The organism is Streptomyces sp. XH2, from assembly GCF_049725035.1.
Taxonomy (GTDB): domain Bacteria; phylum Actinomycetota; class Actinomycetes; order Streptomycetales; family Streptomycetaceae; genus Streptomyces; species Streptomyces roseoverticillatus.
Map to the genome: position 1 here is coordinate 81,680 of NZ_JBMMMZ010000002.1, position 15,627 is coordinate 97,306.

The window sequence follows — 15,627 nt, forward strand, 5'->3', positions numbered from 1 at the left end:
TCGTGAGTGAGAAGTGTGGGGCGGTGGGGTGCGTGCGGCAGTGGCCGGTCAGTTCATCGCGATCGGGACGAGCGTCGCGCCGCGGAGGGCGTCGACGGCGGCGCGGGTGAGCGCGAGCGGCTCGTCGAAGACCTGGTAGTGGTTGACCACGCTGATCCAGGAGCCGTCGGCGTTCTGCATGACGTGCAGTTCCTTGCCGTCGATCGTGACGGCGAAGCCGCCGTGGTGGGCCTCGTGGCCGCTCGTCGCCGGCTTGCCGACGATGCGGCGGCCCTTGTAGACCTCGTCGAACGCCGCAGGCCCGGTGCCGTGGCCGCCGTGTCCGGTGTGGTCCATGGTGTGGCCGGTGTGGTCGGCCGCCCGGGCACCGGTGGCGAGCAGCGCCACGCCGGCGGCGGCAGCGGCGGTTCCTCTGAGCACAACGCGTCGGCTGACGTTGGACGACATGGTCGGTCCCCCTCGGGTAACGCGCCGACAAGGCGCGGAATGGACGATCAGTGGCGGAAGTCGTCACGAATGCAGCCGTAAATCCCTTTTGATGACGGTTGCTTGTTGTATTTCGTGATCAATCCGTGCGGGGCGGACTCTCGCATGATCGGGAAGGGGGAGGAAAACGGTTGGCCGGTTTTGGGACATTAGGTAAATGAACGGTCAACAAGTGCTTGAGGAAGGAATTTCCGACTCGTGACGTTGTTGACGCCGAGTCAGGAAACTTGACGGCCGCGAGGGGGTCCGCCGAAAGATCTTCCTGTGGAGGGTGAGGTGTGGTGACGTCTCTCACGATGTGAACGTGACGTGAAGAATGCGGCGGTACGGCGGATTCCGGCCGTGCTCGTCCGGTTCTCCGCACCCGCGCGGCCCGGCTCCCCGCCCCTACGCGTAGTGCGCGCGCAGCCGCGCGTACGCCGCCGCCGGGGCCCCCGCGCGGTCCAGCGCCAGCAGCGCCGCGCCCAGCACCGGCGGCGCCGTCACCACCACCGGCACGGCCCCCGGCGCGCGCCGCGCCAGCAGGGCCACCACCCGCTCGTGCAGCAGGGGGTGCCGGGCCGCGAGCACACCGCCGCCCAGCACCACCGGCACCCGCGCCCCCAGCAGGTCCAGCCGCCCCAGCGCGACCGCGGCCATGGTGACGACCTCCTCCGCCTGCCGGTCCACGATGCCGCGGGCCACCGGATCGCCCGCGGCGGCCACCGCGAACAGCACCGGCACGAGCTCGTGCCGCCGCGCCGCCGCCACCGCGCCCAGGTGCAGCGCCTCGATCAGCGCGGGCATCCCGTCCAGGCCGAAGCGCGCGGGCAGGGCGTTTGCCAGCGCGGTGGGCCCGCCGCGGCCGTCGGCCGCCCGCGCCGCCCACCACAGCGCCTCCTCCGCCAGGTCCGTGCCGCCGCCCCGGTCGCCGGAGAGCCGCCCGAGCGCCGGGAAGCGGGCCGTCCGCCCGCCCGGGCCGAGCCCGGAGCAGTTGATGCCCGCCCCGCACACCACCGCGACCCCCACCGGCTCGCCCCCGTCGGGCAGCCCCGCCCGCAGCAGCGCGAAGGTGTCGTTGGCGACGGCGACCGCCCGCCCCCAGCCGCGGGCGGTGATCTCCGCGGTCAGCCGCTCCTCCTCCACCGGCAGGTCGCAGTTGGCCAGGCACGCCTGGACGCGGGCCGCGTACGGGAGCGGGCCGGGCCCGCCGTCGCCGGCTCCCGCGACGGCCCGTTCCACCAGCTCCGCCAGGCCGTCCACCGCGCTCCGCACGTTCCCGCCCTGCGGCTGGAACCCGCCGCCGCGCGCCGCCCCCAGCACCGCGCCGTCCGGCCCCACCAGCGCCACGTCGGTCTTGCTGTTGCCCGCGTCGACGGCGAGCAGCGCGCCGTCCGCGCGCGTCACGCCCACGCGAGGTGGTCCCGGTTGTGCGCGAGGAGGGCGTCGGTCAGCCGGTCGGCGTGGTCGAGCTGCCCGACCAGCGGGTGCGCGAGCAGCGCCGCGAACACGCGGTCCCGGCCGCCCTTGAGCGCCGCCTCCAGCGCCAGGTGCTCGTACGCCGTGACGCTCGCGACCAGCCCCGCGTAGAGCGGCTCCAGGGGGCGCACGGGCAGCGGGCGGGCGCCCCGCGCGTCCACGGCCGCGGGCACCTCGATCACCGCGTCGTCCGGGAGGAAGGGCAGGGTGCCGTTGTTGAGGGCGTTGACGACCTGGACGTCCCCCGTGTCCCGCAGCAGCGACGCGGTCAGGGCCACCGCCGCCTCCGAGTAGAAGGCGCCGCCGCGCTTCGCCAGCAGCGCGGGCTTCTCGTCGAGCGCGGGATCGGCGTACAGGGCCAGCAGCTCCCGCTCCATCGCGGCCACTTCGGCCGCCCGCGACGGCCCGCTCCGCAGCTCCCGGACCACCTCGTCGTGCCGGTAGAAGTAGCGCAGGTAGTAGGAGGGCACGACGCCCAGCCGGTCCACGACCGAGCGCGGCATGCGCAGGTCCGCGGCGATGGCGTCCCCGTGCCCGGCGATCAGCTCCGGCAGGACGTCCCGCCCGCCCACGGTCACCGACCGCTCCCACGTGAGGTGGTTGAGGCCGACGTGCTCCAGCGCCACGTCCCCCGGCGCCACCCCGAGCAGCCGGGCGAACTTCCGCTGGAAGCCGATCGCCACGTTGCACAGCCCCACGGCCCGGTGCCCGGCGCCCAGCAGCGCCCGGGTCACGATGCCGACCGGGTTGGTGAAGTCCACGATCCAGGCGTCCGGGCTGCGCCGCCGCACGCGCTCGGCGATGTCCAGCACCACCGGGACCGTGCGCAGCGCCTTGGCGAGGCCGCCCGCGCCGGTGGTCTCCTGGCCGACGCAGCCGCACTCCAGCGGCCACGTCTCGTCCTGCTGCCGGGCCGCCTGGCCGCCCACGCGCAGCTGCAGCAGGACGGCGTCCGCGCCGTCCACGCCGGCGTCCAGGTCGGCGGTCCAGGAGACGCGGCCGGGGTGGCCCTGCCGGGCGAGGATCCGCCGCGCGAGCCCGCCGACGAGTTCCAGCCGCCGCGCGTCCGGGTCGATCAGGACGAGTTCCGTCACCGGCAGCACGTCGCGCAGCCGCGCGAAGCCGTCGGCGAGTTCGGGGGTGTACGTGGAGCCGCCACCCACCACTGCGAGCTTCAACCGTGACTCCTTCGTCGGTCGCCCCGGCCGGGACGACGAGGGCTCAGGCCGTGTCGAACGCGGTCTCCCGGGCCGCCGCGAGCGCCGTCCGCAGGGCGCCGGTCAGGATCGGGCGGCCCTCCACGGCGCTCAGCCGCAGCTCGGGCCGGGGCAGGGCCAGCCCGGTGAGCTCGGCCTCGGCCATCGCGCGCAGCCGCTCGCCGCCCGCCCGGCACACCGCGCCGGAGAGCACCACCAGGGCGGGGTCGACCACGGCGACGACGGCCGCGAGCCCGACGGCCAGCCGCCGGCCCAGCTCGGCGAACACGTCGTCGCCGGCGCCCGGCAGCTCCGCCGCGCGGGCGAGCGCCTCGGGAGCCGTACGGGCGTCGATGCCGTGGGAACGGGCCAGCGCGACGACGGCGGAGGAGGACACGAGCATCTGGAAGCCCCCGCCGCCGTCGGGGCCGGCCGTGGCGTCGTCCCCGCCGCGGGCGAGCGGCGCGCCCGGCAGCGGCATGTAGCCGATCTCGCCGGCGCCGCCCGTGGCGCCGCGCAGCAGCCGGCCGCCGAGCACGACCGCGGCGCCGACGCCCTCGTCCGCCCACACCAGGACGTAGTCGCCGCAGCCCTGCGCCGCGCCGGCGTGCTGCTCGGCGACGGCGGCGAGGTTGACGTCGTTCTCGATGACGACGGGCGTGCCCAGGGCCGCCGTGAGCTCGCCGCGCAGGGTGCGGGACTGCCAGCCCGGCAAGTGAGGGGCGTAGCGCAGGACGCCGGTGCGCGGGTCGAGGGCGCCGGGGGTGCCGATGACGGTGTGGTGCAGGGCGGCCCGGTCGAGCCCGGCCGCGGCGAGGGCGCCGTCGACGGCCCGCGCGACGAGCTCCGCCGTCCCGCGGCCCTCCTCCGGGCGTACGCGGTGCTCGCCGGCGACCGTGCCGGCGATGTCCGCGACCTGCGCGGTGATGCCCTCGGGGTCGACGGCCAGCGCGGCGACGTGGGCGATGCCGGGATCGATCTCGTACAGCTGGGCGCTGGGGCCGGGGCGCCCGGTGACGCTGCCGGTGCGGCGCACCAGGCCGGCGGTCTCCAGGCGGGTGAGCAGCTGGGAGGCGGTGGGCTTGGACAGGCCGGTCAGCTCGCCGAGGCGGGTGCGGGTGAGCGGGCCGTGGGCGATGAGGAGGTCGAGGGCGGCGCGGTCGTTCATGGCTCGCAGCACGCGCGGCGTCCCGGGGGCCCCGGCCATCTCGCTCCCCAATCTGTTAGGAAACTTTCCTATCGATGACCGGAGCGTAGGCACCCGCCGGGCCGGGCGTCAACGGCTCCGCCCGAAAATCGGGCGACGAATCGCCCGAACGCTGTTAATTTCCCTGACCATGCAACCGCTCGCCGACAGTGACATACGCGCGTCCTTCATCAACTGCTCCAAGGGGGAGGCCCGCCGGATCGCGCTTCCGCGCAACCTCTCCGAAGTCCCCTGGGAGGACCTCGACTTCCTGGGCTGGCGGGACCCGGGCGCGCCGGACCGCGGCTACGTCGTCGCCGAGCGCGACGGGCGGCTGACCGGTGTGACCCTGCGGGTGCCGCAGGGCGGGCCGCGGAGCATGGCGAAGACCACGATGTGCTCGCTGTGCCTGACGAGCCACCCGGGCTCGGGCGTCTCCCTGCTGGCCGCCCGCCGCGTCGGCGCCGCCGGCCGCGAGGGCAACACCGTCGGCGCCTACATGTGCGCGGACCTCGCGTGCTCGCTCTACGTGCGGGGCAAGCGGGTTCCGGAGCTGTCGATGCGCTACAAGGAAACCCTCGGCGAGGAGGAGCGGATCGCCCGCATGCTCGGGAACCTGGACGACTTCCTGGCGAAGGTCCGGCGCGGCTGACGCACCGCGGAACGGCGGAAAGCCGGAGGGTCCCGACCGATGCGGTCGGGCCCCTCCGGCTTTGACGTCACTTGTTTCCTGCGAGGAGACCCTGGCGTTCGCGCCGGGGAGGAATCGTGCGTGATGCGAACGCGCGTGCGTATGGTCGCTGGTTGGGGTGGTGGTCATGGGTTCGGGTACATGTGTGCGGTGATCGTGCGTATGGCCCTTCGCAGGGTTGGGAGTTGCCATGGCTCCCGGCCGGGGAGCGCCGGGGGCGGGGATGGCACAGGTGAAGGCGGCTGCGGAGGGCGGGCATGCCCGCTACACGTACCGGCTTCGTGTCTCGTCCACCGCCGGCGCGGCCCTGGCGGCGGAGTGGGGCCGGTGCCGGTGGGTGTGGAACGAATGTGTCGCCAAGTCCAAGGCCGTGCACCTACGCAACAAGGCCACTGGCCAGAAGGCCACGTGCGGCCCGGCTCAACTGGACAAGATGCTGACCGAGGCACGCCGGTCGATGTCCTGGCTGCGCGAGGGTTCCAGCGTTCCTCAGCAGCAGATCATCCGGGACTTCAGCCGCTCCCGTGCCAAGGCGCAGAAGGACATCCGTGAGCGGCTGCCGATGCGGCAGCGGGCCGGGATGCCGCGCTGGAAGACCAAGCGCGAGGAGCTGCCGTCCCTGAACTACACCCGGCGCGGGTTCCGGTTGAAGGACGGCGGTCTGTACCTGGCGGGCGGGATCGTGCTGACCGTGGTGTGGTCGCGGGACCTGGCCGCCGAGCCTTCGTCGGTGCGCGTCTACCGCGACAGCCTCGGCCACTGGTACGCCAGCTTCGTCGTCCCCGCCCAGTCCGAACCTTTGCCCGGTACCGGGCGTGCGATCGGCGTGGACTGGGGCGTCAAGGAGACCGCCACCACCACGTCAGACAAGCACGATCTCCCGCACGCCGAGCACGGCAAAAAGGCCGCTGCCAAGCTGACCCGGTACGACCGGATGGTGGCCCGCCGCAAGCCGAAGAAGGGGCAGCCCGGATCGAAGGGCTACCGCGAGGCCAAGCACCTGCGCGCCAAGGTCTGCAAGAAGGTTGCCCGGCAGCGGGAGGACACCGCCCGCAAGTGGGCCAAAAAGGCTGTTCGTGACCACGACGTCGTCGCTGTTGAGGACTTCCGTCCGAAGTTCCTGGCCAAGACAACGATGGCCAGAAAAGTCGCTGACGCCGCCATCGGCGCCACCAAAGCCGCTCTGATCGAGATGGGCCGCAAGCACGGGCGGGACATCCGCCTTGTACACCCTGCGTACACCACGATGGACTGCGCGCGCTGCGATGCGAGAGCCAAGCACGCACTGCCGCTGGGTGAGCGCACCTACACCTGCACCTCGTGCGGAACCGTGTCCCCACGGGACAAGAACCCCGCACACGTCATGCTCATCCGGGCTGGTCTCACCCCGGCTGGTGCTGATGGCGCAAGACCTCCCGGAGCACCGCTCCGGGAGGCGGCCTGAGCCAGAAATCCCCTCCATCCGGGAGGGGAGGATTCAATTCCCGAGCGGCTGCCCCGGCGGCGGGATCGGCGTCGTCGCCTTGGACTGCGGCGAGGCGGGATTGGCCAGGACGGACGGGGCGGCCACGGCCGCCATCGGATCGGGCCCGGACTCCGTCTCCAGGTTCGCCTCCGGCGGGCGCCCCACGATCCGGATCCCCTCCGCGTCCAGCGCCTGCTTGATGCGCCAGCGCAGCTCCCGCTCGACGCCCAGCGCCTTGCCCGGCATGGTCTTGGCCGACACCCGGATGACCACCGAGTCCAGGTAGACCGCGTTCAGGCCCAGGACCTCGACGGGCTCCCACAGCCGCTCCGTCCACGGCTCGTCCTTGTGCATCTCCTCGCCCGTACGGGTGAGGACCTCGCGCACCCGGTCCAGGTCCTCGTCGGCGCGGACCTGGATGTCGACGCCCGCAGTCGCCCAGCCCTGGCTCAGGTTGCCGATGCGCTTGACCTCGCCGTTGCGCACGTACCAGATCTCGCCGTCCGTGCCGCGCAGCTTGGTCACGCGCAGGCCCACCTCGATCACCTCGCCGGAGGCGACCCCGGCGTCGATCGAGTCGCCTACGCCGTACTGGTCCTCCAAGATCATGAAGACGCCGGAGAGGAAGTCGGTGACCAGATTGCGGGCGCCGAAACCGATCGCGACGCCCGCCACACCCGCGCTCGCCAGCAGCGGGGCCAGATTGATCTGCAGGACCGACAGCACGGTGAGCGCCGCCGTGCCCATGATCAGGAACGAGGTGACGCTGCGCAGCACGGAGCCGATGGCCTCCGAGCGCTGCCGGCGCCGCTCCGCGTTGACCAGCAGGCCCCCGAGGGCCGTGCCGTCCACGGCCGAGGCCGTGCGGTTCATCCGCGCTATGAGCTTGGTGATGGCACGCCGGATCAAGGAGCGCATCACGATCGCGATGACCAGGATCAGGATGATGCGCAGGCTGTTGCTGAGCCAGACGGACCAGTTCTCCTCGACCCAGCCGGCGGCGTCGTTCGCCGTCCGTTGTGCCTCGTCGAGAGAGACAGGCCGAGGCGTCTCTTCTGCGGCCAGGGCAGCGGACCAGAACACTGCAGGAACCCTCCGTGTGTGATGCCGGCCCGCGGGAGGCGGGCGGGCAAGACCCCCCACACTATCGGGGCGCAGGTGATCGTCCGTTGCTGTGTTCGAGATGCGACCGGTCCTGAGCGGGGGATGAACAAGATGTGTTCCAAAACACCCGTGACCCGTTACCTGGTCATGGTGGCGCTCCGACCAGGGGCCGGGGGACACTTGCAGGAGATCGTCCCGGCGCGAGCCACGCGCCGCCGGCGTACAAGGAGGCACCCGTGCCGCATGTCCTGGTCCTCAACGCGTCGTACGAGCCGCTCGGCGTCGTACCGCTCCGCCGCGCGCTCATACTCGTCCTCAATGAAAAGGCCGTCAGCCTCGAGGACACCGGCGCCTATATGCACAGCGCAACGTGCACCATCCCCGCTCCCAGCGTGGTCCGCCTCAAACGCTTCGTGCGCGTGCCCTTTCGGGGGCCCGTCCCGCTCACCCGCCGTGCTCTCTTCGCCCGTGACGGCGGGCGCTGCGCGTATTGCGGTGGCGTCGCAACCAGCGTCGATCACGTGGTCCCGCGCAGCCGCGGCGGCCAGCACGCCTGGGAGAACGTGGTGGCGGCCTGCCGCCGCTGCAATCACGTCAAGGCCGACCGGCACGTCGCCGAGCTGGGCTGGCGGCTGCGCCACCAGCCCGCACCGCCGTCCGGCCTGGCCTGGCGCATCATCGGCACGGGCCATAGGGATCCGCGCTGGCTGCCTTATCTGGAGGCATTCGGCGCGGAGGACGCGATGGCCCGGATCGACGGCATTTCCGCCTGACGGTTCCGGGCCATCAACGTTGGCACTGGGCGATGCTCCCGGCTTGCTCCGGTAGCCGGAGCCCGCGCCGTTGCGGCGGGAAGGATCCGCCCGTCGCAACGGTGATCCGCCATGACGGCGAGAGTCCGGCGGAACGCGCTGCAACCGGAGCGGCACGTCCTGCCGCACCGGCCGCGCTAGCGGGCCGCGTTCGCCTCGTACGCCTCCACGCGCCTCAGAGCGCTCCCGGACCCCTCGCCCTGTACGCGGACGAAACGGGTGTCCGGTGCGTCCGTGCGCACCACCTCCGTCCCGCCGGCGCCGGTGGCCCGGGCGGCATCCCGCCAGGTGCGGCCGTCCGCGGACACCTGGACGCGGCAGCCGGCAGGCTTCTGACCGTCCTGCCAGTGCAGCACCAGCCGCCCCAGCCGTACGGGGCGGGCCAGCTCCAGCTGCCGGACGCCCTCGCCCGGCGAGCTCAGGGCCGCGCCGCGCGCCAGGTCCGGCCCTCCGGCCTGCGGGTAGGCCCGTACGGTCAGGACCCGCTCCTGGTCGCCCAGGCGCACCGGCACGGTGAAGGTGCGGGCCGGGCCGCCCGCCGGGACCGCGAGCTCGATCCGGGCCGTGGTCACCCCGCCGCGCGCCACGCTCACCTCGGCGGGGGCCGTCACCCGGACCCCGTCGGGCGCCCGCACGGTGAGCTTCTCCCGCACCTGCTCCGGCCGCCGGTTGATCATCCGTACGTCCACCGCCGCCGGGGCCCCGCCGAGCTCCGCCTCCGCCTCCGTGCGCGTGAGCTCGACGTCCGCCGTGGGCGTGTCCGCGAACCACGGGGCGAGCTCGTGGACGGGCGGCGGCGTGCCGTCCCCCTCCCACACCACCCGCAGCGCGTCCGCCTTCAGGCCCTTGCCCGGCACCTGCGTCCAGCCGCTGTCCGACACCGCGCCCAGCGGCTGCCAGCCCTTGGCGACGTCGTGCGCCCAGGCCGTGCCGCGCGCGCCCGGCGCCGGGGCGGTGAGCACCGTGACGGCCGTCAGCGGCCGCGGCCCGGCCAGCCGCACGGTCAGCGGCTCGCCCGCGGCGCCCGTGAACGCGGTGGCCGGGTCGCCGTCGGTCGCCGCGCCCGCCGAGCGCACCGGCCGGTCCACGCCCGTCCAGCCGTTCGCCCTGGTCAGGGCCTGATCGAGGAAGGGCGTGAGCACGCCCTTGCCGACCGTCACCGGGCTGTCCTTGATCCGCCCGCGCAGCCGCTGCACGTCCAGCTGGGCCCGCCAGGCCTCCGCGCCGTCGCCGCGGGCCTGCGCGAGGAGCATGTCCAGGGCCCGCGCCCCGGCCTCGCCGTGCCGCGCGAGCTGCTCCAGCCACGGGCCGGCCTCGTCGCCGAAGGTCCCCGACAGGCGCTGCGGGGCGTCCCGCATCGTGCCGAAGGCGGCCCGCAGCCGGTCCGCGGCCTCCTCCCGCGCCTTGGCGTCCGTCCCCGCCAGGGCGGTCCAGAACGCGTCCAGCAGCGGGCGCAGGTAGGCCGACTCCTCGCCGCCGAGCACCGAGGACGCGTCGTTGCCCGCCAGCGCCCGCAGCGCCTCCCGGGTGCGCGCGTCCGGCCCCGCCAGGTCGTTGACCGCCGCCTGCCACGACTCCTGGGGGCGGTAGCCGCGCGGGTTCCAGGCGTAGTCGGCCGCCGTGAACAGCGGGATCCGCGAGACCGCGGCCTGGGACGAGGCGTTGGCCAGCAGCGCGGCGGAGCCGGCCGCGACGGCCGGCTCGCGGCCGGTGTACGGGCCGAGGAAGATACGGTCCTGCGCGAAGTCGTTGACCGGGTAGTTGTCCATCGTCACCAGCGGGTGCCCGAACGCCGCCCGGGCGTCGGCCAGTTCACCCCCGGTGATGGTCTTCGGCACCACCCCGACGCCCGTCCACGCCACCTCCACGCGCGGGTCGAGCTGCTCCGCGAGCGCCCGCCGGAACGCCGTCCGCCCGTCCTGGTAGTACTCGGTGGGCAGCAGCGACAGCGGGGCCGCCTCCGGGCCCTTCGCCGCCAGGTGCTCCGCCAGCGCGCCCGCCACCTTCGCCTGCGCCTTCGCCGCCGCCTTCGGCCCCGACCCGAACGCGTCCGCGTCCGCCCCGCAGTGCCACTCGCTGTAGCTCACGTCCTGGAACTGCAGCTGGAACGCCCGGAAGCCCAGCGCCCACATGCCGTCCACCTTGCGCTTGAGCGCCCGCAGGTCCTCCGCCGACGAGAAGCACAAGGCCTGCCCGGGCGTCACCGCCCAGCCCAGCGTCACATGGTTGCGGCGCGCCCGCTCGGCCAGCGCCCGGAACTCCTCGCGCTGCGCCGCGGGATAGGCGGCGCGCCAGCGGGCTTGCCGGTACGGGTCGTCGCCCGGCGCGTACAGATAGCGGTTCTGCTTGGTGCGGCCCATGAAGTCCAGCTGCGCCAGCCGCTGCTCGCGCGTCCACGGCTCGCCGTAGAAGCCCTCGGACAGGCCCCGTACCGCCGTGCCCGGCCAGTCGCGCACCACCGCTCCCGCGAAGCCCTTCGCGCCGCCCCGCTCCACCGTCAGCTGACGCAGCGTCTGCACCGCGTGGAACAGCCCGTCGGCGCCGACGCCCGCGAGCGCCGCCGTCGGCCGGCCCGCCACCTGACCCGTCGCCAGCCGGTAGCCTCCGGCCGGCAGGTCCCCGGCCTCCGGCGCGCCCAGCGCCCGCAGTGCCTCCTCGGCGCCCTTCCCGCCCGCGTAGACGATCAGCCCGCTCGGGGGCGGCGTCCCGCCGGGGGCCGCGTCCACGACCGTACGGGCACCCGCCGCGCGCAGCACGTCCCGCAGCGCCTCGACCGCGTACGGGTCCGTGCCCGGCTCCGTCATCAGCGTGACCTCGTCGCCGGCCGGGGCGAACGAGCCGAGCGCGCGCGAGACCTGGGGCCGCGGCCACACCGGCGGCAGCGCGCCGTCGCTCTGCGGGTCGGTCGCGGCGGCCGCCGCGTCGCCCGGGCGGGGGGCCGCGGCGGTCCCGGGCGCGCCCGCCAGCAGGCCGCTGAGCAGGGCCGCCGCCAGGACGGTCACCCCGGCCCGCCGGGGGCGCGCGGGCCCGTGGCCGGCGGGTGCGGAGTCGCTGCCCCGGAAGTGCACGGCCGTCTCCCTCGCCCTCGCGGTACTCCAGACGGGGGCGAGCCCATCACCAGCCGGTGGACGTGTCAACGCACGTGACCGAAGTGCCTGTATTGCCCGGCGCGTCGACGGCGAAAGCCGAACCTCCGCGGGTGAACGGGAATTCGAGTGGTGTCCCGCCGCCCGGCGGCGGGTACGGCCTTTCGCACGGACACCTGCGGAGGTGGTGATGGCCGAGGTGCTCACGGCCAGGGCGCGGCTCGCCGCACTGCACGGCATCGCGACGTCCTACAGCCCCGCGCCCGGCCGCAGCGCGGAGGTGCCCGAGGACACCGTCGTCGCCGTCCTCGCCGCGCTCGGCGTCGACGCCGCCACGCCCGCCTCCGTGCGCGACGCCCTGGCCGCCCACGAGGAAGCGGCCCGGCGCAGGCTGCTGCCCGCCACCGTGGTCCTGCGCGCGGGGCGCGGCGCGCTCCCGGCGCTGCCGCCCGGCACCGAGGCGTGCGTGGAGACCGAGGACGGCGCGGTCGTCGTCCTGGACCTCGCGTCCGGCGGCCCCCGGGCGGGTGACGGGCCGGCGGCCTCCGCGTACGCCCCCGGCGCGCTCCCGCTCGGCACGCACCTGCTGCGCGCCCACGCCCCCGACGGCCGCTCCGCCGCCGCGCCCCTGATCGTCGCCCCGGACCGGCTGCCCGCCCCGCCCGCGCGCGGCCACGGCTTCCTCGTCCAGCTCTACTCCCTGCTCTCCGCCGGCTCGTGGGGCATGGGCGACCTCGGCGACCTGGCCGCGCTCGCCGGCTGGTCCGGCCGCGCCTTCGGCACGGACTTCGTCCAGGTCAACCCCCTGCACGCGGCCGTCCCCGGCGCCGGCGGCGCCCCCACCGACCCCTCGCCCTACCGGCCCTCGTCCCGCCGCTTCCCCGACCCCGTCCACCTGCGCGTCGCGGACGTCCCCGAGTTCGCCCTGCTCACCGGCGAGGCGCGCGAGCGCGCCGGAGCGCTCCTCGGCCGGGCCGCCGCCCTGCGCGACGCGGTCCTCCACAAGGGCGAGCTCATCGACCGCGACGCCGCCTGGGAGCTCAAGCGGCGCGCCCTGGAGCTCGTCCGCACGGTGCCGCTCGCCCCCGCCCGCCGCACCGCCTACGAGGCCTTCGTCGCCGAGCAGGGCCGCGCCCTCGACGACCACTGCACCTGGAACGCCCTCGCCGAGGTGCACGGCCCGCACTGGCGCTCCTGGCCCGGCGGGCTCGCCGACCCCCGCTCCGCCGCCACCGCCCGCGCGCGCACCGGGCTCGCCGGCCGCATCGACTTCCACCGCTGGCTCGCCTGGCTCACCGACCAGCAGCTCGCCGCCGCCCAGCGCGCCGCGCGCGCCGCCGGCATGCGCATCGGCCTCGTCCACGACCTCGCCGTCGGCGTCCACCCCTCCGGCGCGGACACCTGGGCGCAGCAGGACGCCTACGCCGCCGGCATGTCCGTCGGCGCCCCGCCCGACGCCTTCAGCCCCCGCGGCCAGGACTGGGGCCTGCCGCCCTGGCGCCCCGACGCCCTGGAGGCCGGCGGCTACCGCCCCTACCGCGAGCTGCTGCGCGGCCTCCTGCGGCACGCCGGCGGCCTGCGCGTCGACCACGTCATGGGCCTCTTCCGGCTCTGGTGGGTGCCGCAGGGCGAGGAGCCCACGCGCGGCACGTACGTGCGCTACGACCCCGAGGCCATGCTCGGCGTCCTCGCCCTGGAGGCGCACCGGGCCGGCGCCACCGTGGTGGGCGAGGACCTCGGCACGGTCGAGCCCGGGGTGCGCGAGGCCCTGGCCGAGCGCGGCGTGCTCGGGACGTCCGTGCTGTGGTTCGAGCGGGACTACGCGACCGGCGCGGCCGCACCCCTGCCGCCCGGCCGGTGGCGCGCCGGCTGCCTCGCCACCGCCACCACGCACGACCTGCCCAGCACCGCCGCCCGGCTCACCGGCGACCACGTCGGCCTGCGCCACCGGCTCGGGCTGCTCACCCGGCCCCTCGCCGAGGAGCAGCGCGAGGACGCCCGCGAGACGGGGGAGTGGCTGGAGCTCTTCGCCCGGCTCGGGCTCCTGCCCGAGGGGCCGTACGGCGAGGACGACGAGGAGGCGCTCGTCCTGGCCGTCCACCGCTATCTGCTGCGCACCCCCGCCCGCCTCGTCGGCGTCTGGCTGCCCGACGCCGTCGGGGACCGCCGCCCGCAGAACGTGCCCGGCACGTGGGACCAGTACCCCAACTGGCGGCTGCCCGTCGCCGGGCCCGACGGGCGCCCGCTGTCCCTGGAGGAGCTGACCGCCTCGCCCCGGCTGCGGGCCCTGATGGCCGAGGTCGCGGCGGTGGCGGAGCCGTAGCCCCACCCCCGGGCGCGCGGGCCTCTTACGCTCCCGATATCTTGAGGCCGTGAGCTCTAAGAACAAGAACGCCGTGCGAGCCGGTGCCATCTCGGCCGGCACGCTGCTGATGCTGCTGATGTCGTCCCCCGCGTTCGCGCTCACCCGCGACGACGGTGACGACCCGGGTCCGGGCCTGAGCGTGGCCAGCACGCTCGGCCTCTACGTCGCCGCGCCGATCGTCCTCTTCCTGGTGATCGCCGGCCTCACGATGGTCGCCGCCAGGCACTCGGACAACCCGCACACCGTCGACACCCACCACCCGCGCACGCGCTAGCCGCGCAGGCGCCAGCCGCTTCGTCCCGCTTCAGCCCGGTGCCCCCGGTCCTTCTCGGACCGGGGGCACCGGGCTTTTGCGCATGTGTTCCCGGCCTCATTTCCGGAACTAGGGATTTCGCTTTACGGCCCGCGTAACCTACGGTGTCGTAACCTACGCAGCCGTAAGTACGATCTTCCCCTGGAGCTGTCCGTGACCATCGCCCCCCTCCGCCACCATGCCCGGGCCGTGTGGAGCGACAGCCGCCTGCTGTACGCACTCGAAGAGGTCGTCGAGACCGAGCTCAACCGGCACCTGAAGGTCGCCAAGGAGTGGATGCCGCACGAGTACGTGCCCTGGAGCGACGGGCGCAACTTCGACGGCATCATGGGCGGGGAGGCCTGGGCGCCCGAGCAGTCCAAGGTCACCGACATCGGCCGCATCGCGCTCGTCGTCAACCTGCTGACCGAGGACAACCTCCCCAGCTACCACCACGAGATCGCCCAGCTCTTCGGCCGCGACGGCGCCTGGGGCACCTGGGTGCACCGCTGGACCGCGGAGGAGGGCCGGCACGGCATCGTCATGCGGGACTACCTGCTGACCTCGCGGGCCGTCGACCCCGTCGCCCTGGAGCGGTTCCGGATGTCGCACATGAGCGAGGGCTTCGAGTCCGACAACCGGCACAGCATGCTGCACTCGGTCGCCTACGTGGCCTTCCAGGAGCTCGCCACCCGCATCTCCCACCGCAACACCGGCCACCACTCCGGCGACCCCGTCTGCGACCGGATGCTCGCCCGCATCGCCACGGACGAGAACCTCCACATGGTCTTCTACCGCAACCTGCTCGGAAAGGCCTTCGAGCTCGCGCCGGACCAGACGATGGCGGCCGTCCGCGACGTCGTCGTCAACTTCCGGATGCCCGGCCACGGCATCCCCGGCTTCGAACGCGCCGCGGCCCAGATGGCGATCGGCGGCATCTACAACCTGCGCATCCACCACGACGACGTCCTGCAGCCGGTGCTGCGCTTCCTGAAGGTCCTGGAAATCACCGGCCTGGGCCCGGACGGCCTCCGGGCCCAGGAGGAGCTGGGTCTGTTCATGGGCGGCCTGGACGACCAGGCGACGAAGTTCGACGAGCGCCGCGCCGCGCTGCTGGCGCGGCGCGCGGCGAGGGCCGAGCAGGCCTGAGCGTCCAGCGAGGGCGTACGCCGCACCAAGGGCGCCCGAGGCGCCCGGGCCCTTGAATCCGCCGCGACGGCGATCAGCCACAGCGGCGGTGACCGGCGGTGCCGTGGGTCCTCCGGACGGGGCACCGGGTCAAGGGTGCCTGCACCCTTGAGTCCGCCGCAGCGGCGAGAAACCACCACGGCGCGGTTCGGCGGTGCCGTACGGGCTCAGGTGGGCCCGGCACCGCCGGATGCGGCCGTTGTGGCTGGTCGCCGTCGCGGCGGGAATGTGAGGCAGGGCCTCACAACCAGGGATGGGCCCCGGCGCAGTCTTCCGCCGCGGCGGGAGCGTGAGGCCA

Annotated in this window: 12 protein-coding genes; 6 read left to right on the forward strand and 6 right to left on the reverse strand. The window is 74.5% G+C overall.

The window, feature by feature from the left end:
* Positions 1–48 precede the first annotated feature (48 nt).
* From melC1 to ACOTKD_RS03960, 4 genes are all read right to left on the reverse strand, one after another.
* Positions 49–447 carry an apotyrosinase chaperone MelC1 gene (melC1, locus tag ACOTKD_RS03945; protein ID WP_424887454.1) on the reverse strand — a complete coding sequence of 133 codons (399 nt, stop codon included), beginning with the start codon at positions 445–447 and terminating at the stop codon, positions 49–51.
* A 426-nt stretch (positions 448–873) separates the two neighbouring features.
* Positions 874–1,878: an N-acetylglucosamine kinase gene (locus ACOTKD_RS03950; protein ID WP_424887455.1), complete on the reverse strand. Its 1,005-nt coding sequence runs from the start codon at positions 1,876–1,878 to the stop codon at positions 874–876.
* On the reverse strand, positions 1,869–3,107 hold the full coding sequence (locus tag ACOTKD_RS03955) for a 6-phospho-beta-glucosidase (RefSeq protein ID WP_424887966.1): 1,239 nt from the start codon (positions 3,105–3,107) through the stop codon (positions 1,869–1,871). The genes ACOTKD_RS03950 and ACOTKD_RS03955 overlap by 10 nt, the downstream gene beginning before the upstream one ends.
* Positions 3,108–3,165: 58 nt before the next feature.
* Positions 3,166–4,308 (reverse strand): ROK family transcriptional regulator, encoded by a 1,143-nt coding sequence (locus ACOTKD_RS03960; RefSeq protein WP_424887456.1) that lies wholly within the window; start codon positions 4,306–4,308, stop codon positions 3,166–3,168.
* A gap of 169 nt (positions 4,309–4,477) precedes the next feature.
* Here ACOTKD_RS03960 and ACOTKD_RS03965 point away from each other — a divergent pair, with 169 nt between their 5' ends.
* Both ACOTKD_RS03965 and ACOTKD_RS03970 read left to right on the forward strand, forming a co-directional pair.
* Positions 4,478–4,978: an FBP domain-containing protein gene (locus tag ACOTKD_RS03965; protein WP_424887457.1), complete on the forward strand. Its 501-nt coding sequence runs from the start codon at positions 4,478–4,480 to the stop codon at positions 4,976–4,978.
* Between the two features lie 262 nt (positions 4,979–5,240).
* Positions 5,241–6,461, forward strand: a complete 1,221-nt coding sequence (locus ACOTKD_RS03970; RefSeq protein WP_424887458.1) for an RNA-guided endonuclease InsQ/TnpB family protein — start codon at positions 5,241–5,243, stop codon at positions 6,459–6,461.
* Between the two features lie 33 nt (positions 6,462–6,494).
* Here the strand turns inward: ACOTKD_RS03970 and ACOTKD_RS03975 are convergent, their stop codons facing one another.
* On the reverse strand, positions 6,495–7,565 hold the full coding sequence (locus tag ACOTKD_RS03975) for a mechanosensitive ion channel family protein (RefSeq protein WP_424887459.1): 1,071 nt from the start codon (positions 7,563–7,565) through the stop codon (positions 6,495–6,497).
* 257 nt (positions 7,566–7,822) lie between these two features.
* Between ACOTKD_RS03975 and ACOTKD_RS03980 the strand changes: the two genes are divergently transcribed.
* Positions 7,823–8,359 (forward strand): HNH endonuclease, encoded by a 537-nt coding sequence (locus tag ACOTKD_RS03980; protein WP_030366446.1) that lies wholly within the window; start codon positions 7,823–7,825, stop codon positions 8,357–8,359.
* A 176-nt stretch (positions 8,360–8,535) separates the two neighbouring features.
* Here ACOTKD_RS03980 and ACOTKD_RS03985 read toward each other — a convergent pair whose 3' ends face one another.
* The gene (locus tag ACOTKD_RS03985) at positions 8,536–11,466 is read right to left on the reverse strand and encodes a beta-N-acetylhexosaminidase family protein (RefSeq protein ID WP_424887460.1); all 2,931 of its coding nucleotides are present in this window, start codon (positions 11,464–11,466) and stop codon (positions 8,536–8,538) included.
* Between the two features lie 208 nt (positions 11,467–11,674).
* On the opposite strand from ACOTKD_RS03985, the gene malQ reads away from it, so the two are divergent.
* The 3 genes from malQ to ACOTKD_RS04000 all read left to right on the forward strand — a co-directional run bounded on the left by malQ (position 11,675) and on the right by ACOTKD_RS04000 (position 15,290).
* Positions 11,675–13,807: a 4-alpha-glucanotransferase gene (gene malQ / locus ACOTKD_RS03990; RefSeq protein WP_424887461.1), complete on the forward strand. Its 2,133-nt coding sequence runs from the start codon at positions 11,675–11,677 to the stop codon at positions 13,805–13,807.
* Between the two features lie 49 nt (positions 13,808–13,856).
* Positions 13,857–14,123 (forward strand): hypothetical protein, encoded by a 267-nt coding sequence (locus ACOTKD_RS03995; protein WP_424887462.1) that lies wholly within the window; start codon positions 13,857–13,859, stop codon positions 14,121–14,123.
* A gap of 192 nt (positions 14,124–14,315) precedes the next feature.
* Entirely contained in the window at positions 14,316–15,290 is a 975-nt protein-coding gene (locus tag ACOTKD_RS04000) for an acyl-ACP desaturase (protein WP_424887463.1), read from the forward strand.
* Positions 15,291–15,627 lie beyond the last annotated feature (337 nt).